This is a genomic window from Pseudomonas granadensis (genome assembly GCF_900105485.1).
Classification (GTDB): domain Bacteria; phylum Pseudomonadota; class Gammaproteobacteria; order Pseudomonadales; family Pseudomonadaceae; genus Aquipseudomonas; species Aquipseudomonas granadensis.
In genome coordinates, this window is the sequence record NZ_LT629778.1 from 287,973 (window position 1) to 302,863 (window position 14,891).

Annotated in this window: 10 protein-coding genes; 5 read left to right on the top strand and 5 right to left on the bottom strand. The window is 61.3% G+C overall.

Annotated elements, in window-relative coordinates:
- Positions 1-88: 88 nt before the first annotated feature.
- From BLU52_RS01200 to BLU52_RS01215, 4 genes are all read left to right on the top strand, one after another.
- On the top strand, positions 89-2,401 hold the full coding sequence (locus BLU52_RS01200) for a YgiQ family radical SAM protein (protein WP_090288402.1): 2,313 nt from the start codon (positions 89-91) through the stop codon (positions 2,399-2,401).
- 502 nt (positions 2,402-2,903) lie between these two features.
- Positions 2,904-6,197, top strand: coding sequence for a transglutaminase family protein (locus tag BLU52_RS01205; RefSeq protein ID WP_090280804.1), 3,294 nt, complete (start codon positions 2,904-2,906; stop codon positions 6,195-6,197).
- Between the two features lie 70 nt (positions 6,198-6,267).
- Positions 6,268-8,754 (top strand): circularly permuted type 2 ATP-grasp protein, encoded by a 2,487-nt coding sequence (locus tag BLU52_RS01210; protein WP_090280807.1) that lies wholly within the window; start codon positions 6,268-6,270, stop codon positions 8,752-8,754.
- Positions 8,754-9,644 carry a transglutaminase family protein gene (locus BLU52_RS01215; RefSeq protein WP_090280810.1) on the top strand — a complete coding sequence of 297 codons (891 nt, stop codon included), beginning with the start codon at positions 8,754-8,756 and terminating at the stop codon, positions 9,642-9,644. The genes BLU52_RS01210 and BLU52_RS01215 overlap by 1 nt, the downstream gene beginning before the upstream one ends.
- A 214-nt stretch (positions 9,645-9,858) precedes the next feature.
- On the opposite strand, the gene BLU52_RS01220 is transcribed toward BLU52_RS01215, so the two are convergent.
- Positions 9,859-10,047 carry a hypothetical protein gene (locus BLU52_RS01220; RefSeq protein WP_090280813.1) on the bottom strand — a complete coding sequence of 63 codons (189 nt, stop codon included), beginning with the start codon at positions 10,045-10,047 and terminating at the stop codon, positions 9,859-9,861.
- Between the two features lie 67 nt (positions 10,048-10,114).
- A complete protein-coding gene (locus BLU52_RS01225) occupies positions 10,115-10,702 on the bottom strand; it encodes an LOG family protein (RefSeq protein WP_090280816.1) in 588 nt (195 codons plus the stop codon).
- Between the two features lie 339 nt (positions 10,703-11,041).
- On the opposite strand from BLU52_RS01225, the gene azu reads away from it, so the two are divergent.
- Entirely contained in the window at positions 11,042-11,485 is a 444-nt protein-coding gene (azu, locus tag BLU52_RS01230) for an azurin (RefSeq protein ID WP_090280820.1), read from the top strand.
- A gap of 112 nt (positions 11,486-11,597) precedes the next feature.
- Here the strand turns inward: azu and nadE are convergent, their stop codons facing one another.
- The 3 genes from nadE to BLU52_RS01245 all read right to left on the bottom strand — a co-directional run bounded on the left by nadE (position 11,598) and on the right by BLU52_RS01245 (position 14,768).
- Positions 11,598-12,425 (bottom strand): ammonia-dependent NAD(+) synthetase, encoded by an 828-nt coding sequence (nadE, locus tag BLU52_RS01235; protein WP_090280823.1) that lies wholly within the window; start codon positions 12,423-12,425, stop codon positions 11,598-11,600.
- Positions 12,426-12,429: 4 nt separating this feature from the next.
- Positions 12,430-13,653, bottom strand: a complete 1,224-nt coding sequence (gene pncB, locus BLU52_RS01240; protein WP_090280826.1) for a nicotinate phosphoribosyltransferase — start codon at positions 13,651-13,653, stop codon at positions 12,430-12,432.
- Positions 13,654-13,868: 215 nt separating this feature from the next.
- On the bottom strand, positions 13,869-14,768 hold the full coding sequence (locus BLU52_RS01245) for a LysR family transcriptional regulator (protein ID WP_090280831.1): 900 nt from the start codon (positions 14,766-14,768) through the stop codon (positions 13,869-13,871).
- Positions 14,769-14,891 lie beyond the last annotated feature (123 nt).

The following is a 14,891-nucleotide window of genomic DNA, read 5'->3' on the forward strand; positions in this document are numbered from 1 at the left end:
GGAGAAACCGACCACTGCCGTCGGAATTGGTCAAAATTTGTGCTATATTCCGCGCCCGCGATTTTTCACTTCAACACCGGTCGTCGACATGCAAGCAGCCAAGCCGTTATTTGACTATCCAAAATATTGGGCCGAATGTTTCGGACCAGCGCCATTCCTGCCAATGAGCAGGGAGGAGATGGATCAGCTTGGCTGGGATTCGTGCGACATCATCATTGTTACCGGTGATGCCTACGTCGATCACCCGTCGTTCGGCATGGCGATCATTGGCCGGCTGCTGGAGTCGCAAGGCTTCCGCGTCGGGATCATTGCCCAGCCGAACTGGCAGTCCAAAGACGACTTCATGAAGCTTGGCGAGCCGAACCTGTTCTTCGGCGTCGCGGCGGGCAACATGGACTCGATGATCAACCGCTACACCGCGGACAAGAAAATCCGTTCCGACGACGCCTACACGCCCGGCGGCATGGCCGGAAAGCGTCCGGACCGCGCGAGCCTGGTCTACAGCCAGCGCTGCAAGGAAGCCTACAAGCATGTGCCGATCGTACTCGGCGGCATCGAAGCTTCGCTGCGCCGCATCGCCCATTACGATTACTGGCAGGACCGGGTGCGTAACTCGATCCTGATCGACGCCAGCGCCGACATCCTCCTGTACGGCAACGCCGAGCGGGCCATCGTTGAGGTCGCCCAGCGTCTGTCCTACGGTCACAAGATCGAAGACATCACCGATGTGCGCGGCACTGCGTTCATTCGCCGTGACACGCCGCAGGGGTGGTACGAAGTCGATTCCACGCGCATCGACCGTCCGGGCAAGGTCGACAAGATCATCAACCCGTACGTCAACACCCAGGACACTCAGGCCTGCGCCATCGAGCAAGAGAAAGGCCCGGTTGAAGATCCGCAGGAGGCCAAGGTCGTGCAGATCCTGGCCAGCCCGCGCATGACTCGTGACAAGACGGTGATCCGTCTGCCGTCGATGGAAAAAGTCCGCAACGACCCGGTTCTGTACGCCCACGCCAACCGCGTGCTGCATCTGGAAACCAACCCGGGCAATGCCCGCGCGCTGGTGCAGAAGCATGGCGAGATCGACGTCTGGTTCAACCCGCCGCCGATTCCGATGACCACTGAAGAAATGGACTACGTGTTCGGCATGCCTTACGCGCGTGTTCCGCACCCGGCGTACGGCAAGGAGAAAATCCCCGCCTACGACATGATCCGTTTCTCGGTCAACATCATGCGTGGCTGCTTCGGCGGCTGCACCTTCTGCTCGATCACCGAGCACGAAGGCCGGATCATCCAGAACCGTTCCGAAGAATCGATCATTCGCGAAATCGAAGAGATCCGCGACAAGGTCCCAGGCTTCACCGGGGTCATCTCCGACCTCGGCGGGCCGACCGCGAACATGTACCGCATCGCCTGCAAGAGCCCGGAAATCGAATCCGCGTGCCGCAAGCCGTCTTGCGTGTTCCCGGGCATCTGCCCGAACCTGAACACCGACCACTCGTCGCTGATTCAGCTGTACCGCAGCGCCCGCGCCTTGCCGGGTGTGAAGAAGATCCTGATTGCTTCCGGCCTGCGTTACGACCTCGCGGTCGAGTCGCCGGAATACGTCAAGGAACTGGTGACCCACCACGTCGGCGGCTACCTGAAGATCGCCCCGGAGCATACCGAGGAAGGTCCGCTCAACCAGATGATGAAACCGGGCATCGGCAGCTATGACAAGTTCAAGCGCATGTTCGAGAAGTACACCAAGGAAGCGGGCAAGGAACAGTACCTGATCCCGTACTTCATCGCCGCTCACCCGGGCACCACCGACGAAGACATGATGAACCTCGCGTTGTGGCTCAAGGGCAATGGCTTCCGCGCCGACCAGGTGCAGGCGTTCTACCCGTCGCCGATGGCTACCGCCACCGCGATGTACCACTCGGGCAAGAACCCGCTGCGCAAGGTCACCTACAAGAGCGACGGCGTGACCATCGTCAAGAGCGAAGATCAGCGTCGTCTGCACAAGGCGTTCCTGCGTTATCACGACCCGAAAGGCTGGCCGATGCTGCGTGAAGCGCTGATCCGCATGGGCCGTGGCGATCTGATCGGCCCGGGCAAGGATCAACTGATCCCGGCCCATCAGCCGGCCACCGACAGCTATCAGAGCGCGCGTCGCAAGAACTCGACACCGGCTGGCAGCCACAAAGTGGCGAAGGAAAGCAAAGAGAAGACCACCAAAATCCTCACCCAGCACAACGGCCTGCCGCCGCGTGCCAGTGATGGTGGCAACCCTTGGGACAAGCGTGAACAGGCCAAGGCCGCGGCATTCGCCCGCAACCAGCAGGCCGCCAAGGAACGCAAGGACGCCGCCAAAGGCAAAGGGCCGAAGCCGACGCGCAAACCGGTGGTACCGCGCTAAAAGAAAACGCCAACCTTCGGGTTGGCGTTTTGCTGATCGTTCCCACGCTCCTGCGTGGGAATGCCTCAAGGAACGCTCTGCGTTCCAGCCGTTACTCGCAGTATTGTCGAACATGGTTGTGACGCGGAGCGTCACGGGCTGCATTCCCACGCAGAGCGTGGGAACGATCACTATCCATCCCCCTCACCCCAGCCCTCTCCCCCATGGGGGGCGAGGGGGAAAGGGAGCCGATCGCTGTGCTTTTCAGTATCGAAGTTCGACTCGAAGTTTCAGGTCGGTGTAGCTCGCATAATCAACTCGGTCAGTCCCCTCTCCCTCTGGGAGAGGGCTAGGGTGAGGGGGGCTCTTAGCAACATTTACGTGCAAACTCCCCAAACCATTTCCTACCCTCGCCCGATTTTGGTGCTGTACTGCCCTGAGCATTCCGCGAAAGTGCGCAAGCCTGTGCATGGCATAAGTCTTGCGCGCTTTCCAATACGCCCAGGCTCGCAGGAGGCACGCCGTGTCGATTCATGTCGCATTGCATCACGTCACGCATTACCGCTACGACCGCGCTGTCGAACTCGGCCCGCAGATCGTGCGCTTGCGCCCGGCTGCCCACAGCCGCACGCGGATTTTGTCGTATGCGCTGAAAGTCTCGCCCGAGCAGCATTTCATCAACTGGCAGCAGGACCCCCAAGGCAATTACCTGGCGCGTCTGGTATTCCCCGAGAAAACCCATGAGCTGCGCATCGAAGTCGACCTGCTCGCCGAGATGGCGGTGTTCAATCCGTTCGACTTCTTCCTCGAGCCTTACGCCGAAAAAATCCCGTTCGCCTATGCCGCCGACGAGCGCAAAGAGCTGGCGCCATACCTCGAAACCCTGCCGTTGACGCCGAAATTCAAAGCGTATCTGGACGCCATCGACCGCACGCCATTACCGGCGGTGGACTTTCTCGTCGCGCTCAACCAGCGCCTGAGTGAGGACATCGGTTACCTGATCCGCATGGAGCCGGGCGTACAAACCCCCGAGCACACCCTCGAACACGCCTCCGGCTCCTGCCGCGATTCGGCGTGGCTGCTGGTGCAATTGCTGCGCAACCTCGGGCTGGCGGCGCGGTTCGTTTCCGGTTACCTGATCCAGCTCACCGCCGACGTGAAAAGCCTCGACGGCCCGTCCGGCACCGAGGTGGATTTCACCGATCTGCATGCCTGGTGCGAGGTGTATTTGCCCGGTGCCGGCTGGATCGGTCTGGATGCGACGTCAGGGTTGTTTGCCGGTGAAGGGCACATCCCGTTGGCTTGCAGTCCCGATCCGTCTTCGGCGGCACCGATCAGTGGCCTGGTGGAGCCGTGTGAATGTGAGTTCAGCCATGAAATGTCGGTCGAGCGCATCTGGGAAGCGCCGCGGGTCACCAAGCCTTATACCGACGAGCAATGGCGGGCGATCGAGGCGCTGGGCCGGCAGATCGATGCCGACTTGCTTGAGGGTGACGTGCGCCTGACCATGGGCGGCGAACCGACCTTCGTCTCGATCGACGACCCGGACGGTGCCGAGTGGAACACTGCCGCGCTGGGGCCAGACAAACGGCGGCTCTCCGCCGAACTGTTCGCCCGCATGCGCACCCACTACGCGCCGCAGGGGCTGGTGCATTTTGGCCAAGGCAAGTGGTACCCCGGCGAGCAACTGCCGCGCTGGTCGCTCAACTGCTACTGGCGCCGCGACGGCGTGCCGATCTGGCACAACAACGCGCTGATTGCCAACGAGCAGCAAGACTACGGCGCCGACGGCGAACTGGCCGGGCGCTTTCTGGCGAGCGTCGCCGAACGGCTGAAACTGCCGCCGCGCTTTGTCTTTCCGGCCTACGAGGACAATTTCTATTACCTGTGGCGCGAGGGGACGTTGCCGAGCAACGTCAGCGCCGAAGATTCGCGTCTGGAGGAGCCGCTGGAGCGCGCACGATTGCGCAAGGTCTTCAGTCAGGGCTTGAACAAGGTGATTGGCCAGGTGCTGCCGCTGGCGCGTACTGCCAAGGGCGATCAATGGCAGAGCGGGCGCTGGTATCTGCGCGAGGAACATTGCCGCCTAGTACCGGGGGACTCGCCGCTCGGCTACCGTCTGCCGCTGGCTTCGCAGCCGTGGGTGAAGGCGGCGGAGTACCCATTCATTCATCCGCAGGATCCGAATCAGGACTTTCCCGAATTGCCAGACGCCGCGCAGCTCAGCCAGCACGGCGAGCCAGCGCGCACTGAAGAGCGCGCGCCGGGCATCGACGAATCCGCCGACTGGCTGACCCGCACGGCATTTTGTGCCGAGGCGCGCGACGGGCGTTTGTACCTGTTCATGCCGCCGCTGGAGCGGGTCGAGGATTATCTTGAACTGATCGCGGCCATCGAGGCCACTGCCGAAGAACTGCATTGCCCGGTGCTGCTCGAGGGCTATGAGCCTCCGAGCGATCCGCGCCTGAGCAACTTCCGTATCACCCCTGACCCCGGCGTGATCGAAGTCAACGTACAGCCTTCAGCAACGTGGAGCGAGTTGGTCGAACGCACCGAATTCCTTTACGAGCAGGCGCGGCAAACCCGGCTGACCACCGAGAAATTCATGATCGATGGTCGCCACACCGGTACCGGTGGCGGCAACCATTTCGTGCTCGGTGGCGCGACGCCGGCGGACTCGCCGTTCCTGCGTCGCCCGGACCTGCTGCGCAGCTTGATCAGTTACTGGCACAACCATCCATCGTTGTCGTATCTGTTTTCCGGTTTGTTCATCGGCCCGACCTCTCAGGCGCCGCGGGTCGACGAGGCGCGCAACGATGCGCTGTACGAGCTGGAAATCGCCTTCGCGCAGATGCCCGCACCGGGCGAAGCCTGCGCGCCATGGCTGGTCGATCGTCTGCTGCGCAATTTGCTCATCGACGTCACCGGCAATACCCATCGCGCCGAATTCTGCATCGACAAGCTGTATTCGCCGGACGGCGCCACCGGGCGCCTCGGCCTGCTGGAACTGCGCGCCTTTGAAATGCCGCCGCACGCGCGCATGAGCCTGGCGCAGCAATTGTTGCTGCGGGCGCTGGTGGCGCGGTTCTGGCGCGAGCCTTATGCACCGCCGAAACTGGCACGCTGGGGCACCGAACTGCACGACCGTTTCCTGCTGCCGCACTTTATTGAGCAGGATTTCGACGACGTCATCGTCGAACTCAACAACGCCGGGTATCCGGTGCGCGCTGAATGGTTCGCTGCGCACCTGGAGTTTCGTTTCCCCAAGGTCGGCGATTATGCAGTCAACGGCATCGAGCTCGAGCTGCGCCAGGCGCTGGAACCCTGGCATGTGCTGGGCGAGGAGGGCGCGGCGGGCGGCGCGGTGCGCTATGTCGATTCATCGCTGGAGCGTTTGCAGGTCAAGCTCAAAGGCCTGCCACCGCAGCGCTATCTGCTGACCTGCAACGGCGTTGCGGTGCCGCTGCACCCGACTGGGCGCGTCGGTGAGTTCGTCGCTGGCGTGCGTTATCGCGCCTGGCAACCGGCCAACTGCCTGCAACCGACGATCCCGGTGCACGCACCGCTGGTGTTCGACCTGCTCGATACTTGGATGGGCCGTTCGCTGGGCGGTTGCCAGTATCACGTTGCTCATCCGGGTGGGCGCAATTACGAGACATTGCCGGTCAACGCCAACGAAGCCGAGAGTCGGCGCATGGCGCGGTTTTTCCGCGTCGGACACACGCCGGGGAAACTTCCGACACCCCCAGTCGAAATCACTGACGAGCTGCCGATGACCCTCGATTTGCGACGTTTCCATGTCGTGCGCGACGAGTAGATTTTTCGTCTATCCGGGCGTCATGTGCCTGCGTTAGTCTGACCGTTCCTTGCTGTCTGCCGAGCTTTCCATGCCTGACCTGCTAGACCGCTACCCGCTGAATGCGGGCACTTATCACGAACTGCTCGATGGCAGTGGAGCGGTGCGCGCGCATTGGCAGCGGCTGTTCGATCAGTTGCAGCGCAGCACCCCGGCGCAGTTGATTCAGCGCCAGGCACTGCTGGCGCGGCAGATTCAGGAAAACGGCGTGACCTACAACGTCTATGCCGACCCAAAAGGCGCGGATCGGCCGTGGGAACTGGATCTGCTGCCACATGTGATTGCGGCGGATGAATGGCAGCAATTGTCCGCCGGCATTGCCCAGCGCGCCCGCCTACTCAACGCGGTACTGGCCGACCTGTACGGCCCGCAACGGCTGATCAGCGAAGGTCTGCTGCCTGCGGAGCTGGTATTCGGCCATAACAACTTCCTCTGGCCGTGCCAGCACGTCGCAACCCCGGAACAGACCTTTTTGCACTTGTACGCGGTGGACCTGGCGCGAACTCCGGACGGGCGCTGGTGGGTGACGGCTGATCGCACCCAGGCGCCGTCCGGCGCGGGGTATGCGCTGGAAAACCGCACCATCGTCTCGCGCGCGTTCCCCGAGTTGTACCGCGATCTCAAGGTGCAGCATCTGGCCGGTTTTTTCCGCACCTTGCAGGAAACCCTCGCGCGGCAGGCGCCGTGCGAGGATGGCGCGCCGTTGGTGGTGCTGCTCACACCGGGGCGCTTCAACGAAAGCTATTTCGAACATCTGTACTTGGCCCGCCAGCTCGGCTATCCCCTGGTCGAGGGCGGTGACCTGACGGTGCGCGATGCCACGGTCTATCTGAAAACCCTGAGCGGCCTGCGCCGGGTGCACGCGATCATGCGCCGGCTCGATGATGATTTCTGCGATCCGCTGGAGCTGCGTACGGACTCGGCGCTTGGCGTGCCCGGTCTGCTAGAAGCGGTGCGACAAGGCCGTGTGCTGGTGGCCAATGCGCTGGGCAGCGGGGTGCTGGAGTCGCCAGGGTTGCTCGGGTTCCTGCCGAAAATCAATCAATACCTGTTTGGTGAAGAACTGATATTGCCGTCAATTGCCACGTGGTGGTGCGGCGAAGCGCCGGTGCTCGCGCAGGCACTGGAAAAACTGCCTGAGCTACTGATCAAACCAGCGTTTCCCTCACAAAGTTTCGCCCCGGTGTTCGGTCGCGATTTGACTGAGCCGCAACGCCAGGAACTGGCCGCGCGCATGCAGGCCCGGCCGTATGCCTATGTAGCGCAGGAGCTGGCGCAGCTATCACAGGCGCCCGTCTGGCAAGCTGACGAAGGCCAGCTGCGGCCGCGGGCCATCGGCATGCGCATGTATGCGGTGGCCAGCGCTGATGGCTACCGGGTGCTGCCCGGCGGCTTGACCCGGGTCGCCGCCGAAGCTGATGCCGAAGTGGTGTCGATGCAGCGTGGCGGGGCGAGCAAGGACACCTGGGTGCTTGGTGATCGGCCGCCGAGTGGCGAACAGTGGAAGAGCCAGCGCAACCTCGGCGTCCACGATCTGGTGCGGCGTGATCCGTACCTGCCATCACGGGTGGTGGAGAATCTGTTCTGGTTCGGTCGTTATTGCGAGCGCTGCGATGACAGCGCGCGTTTGCTGCGGATCATGCTCGCCCGTCATGTCGATGGCGATGACCCGCAAGCGCTGCAGGCCGCGGTCGACCTCGGCGAGCGGCTGTCGCTGCTGCCCGACGAAGGCGAACTGCCGGAACGTCTGCTTGCAGCCTTACTCGGCGACGACTGGTCATTCAGCTTGCGTTCCAATCTGCAACGCTTGCAGTGGGCGGCGTCGCAGGTGCGCGGCAAGCTTTCGCGGGAGAACTGGCAAGCGCTGGTCGAATTGCAGCGCGAAGCGATGGAGTTGGAGACCGATGCGCCGGACTTTGCCGAATTGCTGGATTTCCTCAACCGTCTGGTGATGTCGCTGGCGGCGCTGTCCGGTTTCGCCCTGGATGACATGACCCGCGATGAGGGCTGGCGGTTTTTGATGATCGGCCGGCGCATCGAGCGTCTGCAGTTTCTCAGCAGCAGCCTCGCCGCATTTTTGCGCGGCGCCGGGGCTTTTGATCAGGCCGGGCTGGAATGGCTGCTGGAACTGGGCAACAGCAGCATCACTTATCGCTCACGCTATCTGGCCGTAGCGCAGTTGATCCCGGTACTCGACTTGCTGCTGCTCGACGAGCAAAACCCGCACGCGGTGTTGTTCCAGTTGAAACTGGTCACACGCACGCTGAAACGCTTGAACGATGATTTCGGCGCGCCACGGGAGGCCGGCCTGGCGGAACTGGTCGAGCGCCTGGCGCGGTTCGATCTGGGCTGCCTGGAAAATCCATTATTCGGTGAGTCCAGCGTGCGCGCGGCGCTTGAGGGGCTGGCCGATCTGCTGCAGGACATCGCTGAGGCCAGCGGGCAGGTCTCCGATCGCCTGGCGCTGCGGCATTTCGCCCATGTCGATGATGTCAGCCAGCGCACGGTGTCCGTCTGATGAATGCTCGCTACCAGATCTTCCACGACACCTGTTATCACTACGACAGCCCGGTTTCGCTGGCGCAACAACTGGCGCATCTGTGGCCGCGTGAATGCGCCTGGCAGCGCTGCACTGAACAGCAACTGCTGATCAGTCCGCAGCCTACGTCTCGCCGCGATGAACGGGATGTATTCGGCAATCCGCTGACCCGCCTGGCATTCGAGCGTCCGCATGACCAATTGCAGGTCGGCGCCCGGCTGACCGTCGAGGTACTGGCGCGGCCGGCGCTGGATTTCAACCAGTCGCCTGCCTGGGAACGGACCCGCGACGAGCTGACCTACAGCAGCCAGCCGTTGCCCGCCGATGTGCTCGAAGCGTGCCGTTATCGGTTCCAGTCGCCCTACGTACATTTGAAACGTAGCTTCGTCGAGTTTTCACAGAGCTGTTTTCCGCCGGGCCGGCCGTTGCTGTTGGGCGTGCAGGACTTGATGGAAAAAATCTTCAGCGAATTCACCTTCGATGCCGAGGCGACCCAAGTGGCGACGCCGCTGGTGGAGGTGCTGGAGCGCCGGCGCGGGGTCTGTCAGGACTTTGCGCACTTGATGCTGGCGTGTGTGCGCTCGCGAGGGCTGGCGGCGCGCTACGTCAGCGGTTATTTGCTGACTCAACCGCCACCGGGACAGCCACGGCTGATCGGCGCCGATGCTTCGCATGCCTGGGTGTCGGTGTTCTGCCCGGTGCTGGGCTGGGTGGATTTCGATCCGACCAACAATGTGCAGCCGGCGCTGGAGCACATCACCCTGGCGTGGGGGCGCGATTTCTCGGATGTTTCACCGCTGCGCGGGGTGATTCTGGGGGGCGGCAATCATGACCCGGAAGTGAGTGTCACGGTGATGCCGCTGGACTAACGCAGATCAAACTGTAGGAGTGAGCCTGCTCGCGATGGCGGTGTGTCAGCGATGAATATCATGACTGACACACCGCCATCGCGAGCAGGCTCACTCCTACAAGGGAATCGGGGGGGGGGGGGGGGCGCGAAGGGGGCTGTGAGGGCCGGCAGCAGAACCGCCAGCCCTGTCACAAATCCGCTGGGTTCGATGCACTGATCAAACCCGGTGGGGCTCAGGCGTCGGGCGCCTGGTCTTTCGGTGCATCGGGTGCATCAACATCATCTTGCGTCGCCACTTCACCGTCAGGGTTCAGTGCCGCTTCTTCAGCGGTTTGTTTCTTGCGCTGAAGCTTTTCCTCTTTCTTCTGTTCCTTTGCCAGGTCTCGTTGACGTTTGGCGAAGGAGTAATTGGGTTTGGCCATGGGCGATCCTCTAGGTCGAAGGTGAGGTTGAGCGGCGCATATTCTGCCCTGTATCGGTGCCCGAGGGTTAACCGGGTTTTTGGTCAACCCACTTGGGCGTGACGGTCGGCCGCCATTGATCAAGGGCGTCGAGCAGGGTTTGCGGCGATTCGCTCACTTGCAGCATGTCACGGTGTGGCGCGCGAACGAAGCCTTCGCCGACGATATGGTCGAGAAAATCGGTGAGTTTGCTGTAGAAAGCGTTCACTTCCAGCAGGCCAAGCGGCTTGGGATGGTAGCCGAGCTGGCCCCAGGTCCAGACTTCGAACAGCTCTTCGAGCGTGCCGAGGCCGCCGGGCAAAGCGATGAATGCATCGCTGAGTTCGGCCATTCGGGCCTTGCGCGCATGCATGCCGTCGACCACTTCCAGACGCGTCAGGCCTTTGTGACCGATTTCCTTGTCCATCAGGCTTTGCGGAATGATCCCGATTACTTCACCGCCAGCAGCCAGCGCTGCATCGGCAACAATGCCCATCAAACCCACGGCACCGCCACCGTAAACCAGCGTCAGCTGCCGTTCGGCCAGTGCCTGGCCGAGGGCCACGGCGGCTTCGCTGTAAGCCGGATCAGCGCCCGCATTGGCGCCGCAAAACACACAAACGGATTTCAGAGACATGCCTTACTCCTGAGTCGATCCGTCACAGGGTAATGGCTGGCACGCCTCGAACCAAGGGCTAAACTTCGCGCTCAGGCGATTCGAACGTGCCGCTGGCGCCACAGGCGTACGCGGCGAGCAAGCTGCGTAACAGACCGTTGATAAACATGATCGTACTCCGTCTCGGTTGATGGACCGATCATAAGTGGGGCCGCCTGAATTGACCGTTAGATTGTGTCCATGAGTGTCATAGCCTGAAAGTTGTATACAATTTTTGACACAAGTCATAGGAACTTGCGAAGATTTCAGGCAGTCTTTCCACCACTAGTGCTTTTGTTAACCCTGCCTTGGAGATTCACCATGTTTTCCAAAGTTGTTGCGGTATCCCTGCTGGCGCTGGCCAGCAGCCAATTGATGGCCGCCGAGTGCAAAACCACCGTTGACTCCACCGATCAGATGTCCTTCAACACCAAGGAAATTGTGATCGACAAGAGCTGCAAGACTTTCACGGTGGAGTTGACCCACTCCGGTAACCTGCCGAAGAACGTCATGGGCCATAACCTGGTGATCAGCAAAGAAGCTGACATGCAGCCAATCGCTACCGACGGCCTGGCAGCGGGTATCGACAAGAACTATCTGAAGGAAGGCGATGCGCGCATCATCGCGCACACCAAGATCATCGGCGCCAAGGAAACCGACTCGCTGACTTTCGACGTAGCCAAGATCGCTGACGGCGGCTACGGTTTCTTCTGCTCGTTCCCGGGCCACATCTCGATGATGAAAGGCACCATCACCGTCAAATAATCCTGTGCGAGCCTGCTCGCGAAAAGGTCATCAGCCTCACTGAAAGATTGACGACCAAAGAAAAGCCCGCTGAGGATCACTCCCCAGCGGGCTTTTTCATGCCTTCACAAGATCAAGGCGCAAACGGCATGACCCGCTTGTGGTGCGTCTTGTGGTACGTATCGACAATGATCTTCGCCGCTTCGTCACGTACCGTTTTACCGTGCAGAAACGCATCGATCTCGGCATAGGACACACCATGCGCCGCTTCGTCCGGTTTGCCTGGCGAGAGGTCTTCCAGATCTGCAGTCGGCACTTTCTCGACCAGCGACTCCGGTGCGCCAAAGCTACGGGCAATTGCGCGAACCTGATTTTTCACCAGACCGCTGAGCGGGGCGAGGTCGCAAGCGCCATCGCCGAACTTGGTGAAGAAACCCATCACCGCTTCGGCCGCATGATCGGTACCAATCACCAAACCGCCAGCCACGCCGGCAATCGTGTACTGCGCAACCATGCGCATGCGCGCCTTGGTGTTGCCCAGCACAAAATCCACTGACGCCGCCGGCTTGCCTTCAAACGCACCCACCTGCGCGGCCAGCGCCTTGACCGCCGGGCCGATGTTCACGTTGTGGATTTCGTCGGGGGCGATGCAATCGAGCGAAGCCTGGGCGTCGTGCTCGTCGAATTGGGTTTCGTAGGGCAGGCGTACGGCGATGAATTTGTAACTGCTGTCGCCGGTTTTCTCGCGCAGCTCACGCATGGCGCGCTGGGCCAGCAGGCCGGCGGTCAGCGAATCGACGCCGCCGCTGATGCCGAGCACCAGTGTCTTGAGCCCGGAATTGACCAGGCAATCCTGAATGAACGTCAGGCGCCGGGCGATTTCGGCCTGCAGGGCCTGATCATCGGCGAATGGCGGTTGCACCTTGAGCTGCTCAGCAATCTCACGCTGTACGGCTTGCATGAATTCACTCCTTGCTAGATAGACTGGAATCGGCAGGAACCTGGAACACGTGTCGCAAATAGGCGACGAAATTCGGGTCTTTGCAGTGGGTCTTGCCTGGCTCGTCGGAGATCTTCGCCACCGGCTGGCCGTTGCAGGCGGTCATTTTAAGCACGATGCTCATCGGTTCGACACCCGGAATGTCGCAGGTGAAGTTGGTACCAATGCCGAAGCTCACATTAATGCGACCGTGCAATGCGCGGAAAATCTCCAGCGATTTTGGCAGCGTCAGACTGTCGGAAAACACCAGGGTCTTGCTCATCGGGTCGATGCCGAGCTTGTGGTAGTGGGCGATGCATTTTTCGCCCCAGGCCACCGGGTCACCGGAATCATGGCGCAAGCCGTCGAACAGCTTGGCGAAGAACAGATCGAAATCGCCGAGGAAGGCATCGGTGGTGATGCAGTCGGTGAGGGCGATGCCGAGCAGGCCGCGGTACTCGCGGACCCAGCAATCGAGCGCAGCGATCTGGCTATCAATCAGGCGCGGACCGAGTTGCTGGTGCGCCATGATCCATTCGTGGGCCATGGTGCCCAGTGGTTTCATGTCCAGCTCGCGCGACAGGTGCACATTGCTGGTGCCGACGAAGCGGCCGGGGAAGTCGTGTTTGAGCACATTGACCACTTCGGCCTGCACGCCATAGGAGAAGCGCCGGCGGGTGCCGAAATCGGCGACTTGCAGCTGCGACAATTCGTCGGGCGAGGCGTTGGCGCTCAGCCAGTCGAACTTGCGGTACAACTGCTCGCGCGCGCGCTCCAGCGACATGTCGTGATAGCGATGGCGGTTGCGCACTTCGCTGACAATCGCCAACAACGGTACTTCATAGAGGATCACATGCAACCACGGCCCGCGCAGGCGGATGAACAACTCGCCGTTCTCGATGCCGGTCTGCACGTAGCGCAGGTTGAAGCGAAACAGCCCGAGAAAGCGCAAAAAGTCCGGTTTGAGAAAACTGATGCGTTCAAGGAAATTCAGTTGATCGCCGCTCAGGCTGGTTTCGGCCAGGCGCTCGATCTGAAAGCGGATCTCGGCCAGATACGGGCGCAGGTCCTCGCTGTTACGGCAGCGGAACTCCCATTCGACCTCGACGTTGGGGTAGTTGTGCAGCACCGCCTGCATCATCGTCAGTTTGTAGAAGTCGGTGTCGAGCAGGTTCTGCACGATGCGATCGGCAAACACACTCTCGCTCATAACGGGGTCTCCAGGTGCGCCGCGCCGTGGCGCGGTCTATATCGATGGCGCTAGTGGCGCATATCAACGGTGGGGATTGCCAGCATTTTTTAAGCACATCGCAGAACCCATGTGGGAGCGAGCCTGCTCGCGAAAGCGTCGGGTCAGTCACATCATCTCTAGCTGATACACCGATTTCGCGAGCAGGCTCACTCCCACAGGGGCCCCGGTGGATTTCAGGTTGAACTGTCAATCTGCTCCAGCATCCACTTCACGAAATCGCGCACCTTGGGGACTTCCGCTGCGTGTTCCGGATACGCCAGGTAGTAGGCATCCGTGCTGGGCATGGCATGCGCCCACGGAATGACCAGTTTGCCGTCGGCCAGTTCCTCTTCCACCAGAAACCGCGGCAACAGCGCCACGCCGCAGCCGACTTGCGCTGCGCGGATGCACATATAAAAGGTTTCGAAACGCGGCCCGTGATAGCTGTGTTCGGTCTGGTAGCCCTGGCTGTCGAACCAGTCGTGCCATGCTTGCGGGCGCGAGGCATTTTGCAGCAGGACCAGATCGGTCAGTTGCGTCGGATCAGTCAGTGGCGTGTCCGGTAGGCTGCCCGGTGCGCAGACCGGCACCAGCTCTTCGCCGAACAGTTTCAGGCACTCGGTCCCCGGTCGCGCGCCCTGACCGAAATAAAACGCCAGATCGCTGCGCCCTTGCAGCAGATCGTCCGCTTCCTGCTCGTTGCACAGGTCCAGATGGATCGACGGATGGCGCAGTCGCCAGCCTTTCAGGCGTGGCACCAGCCAGCGCGCGCCAAAGGTCGACGGAGTGGAGACGCGCAGGACTTCGGTTTCGCCGCCGTAGGAACGCAGGTAATGCGTCGACATCTCGACCTGGGTGAGGATTTTTCTCACTTCCACCAGGTACAGATCCCCCGCCGGGGTCATCTGCAAGCGCCGACGCACGCGGCGAAACAGCAAATGCTGCAGCAACTCTTCAAGCTGCGCGACCTGTTTGCTCACCGCGCTCTGGGTCAGGTTCAGTTCTTCCGCCGCGCGGGTGAAGCTCAGGTGTCGGGTCACGGCCTCGAAGCACTGCAACGCAGTGATCGAGGGCAAGTGGCGTTTGTTCAGCATGGCCAGTCCTTTTCTTGTCTTTCTATGCTCAGCATGAATAAACGGAATGATATCTGGCGTAAAGGTCGTTTGTTGCCGCCGTGATTGGACGCTACAACTAAAGGCCTGCCCGGTCGTGAAAAG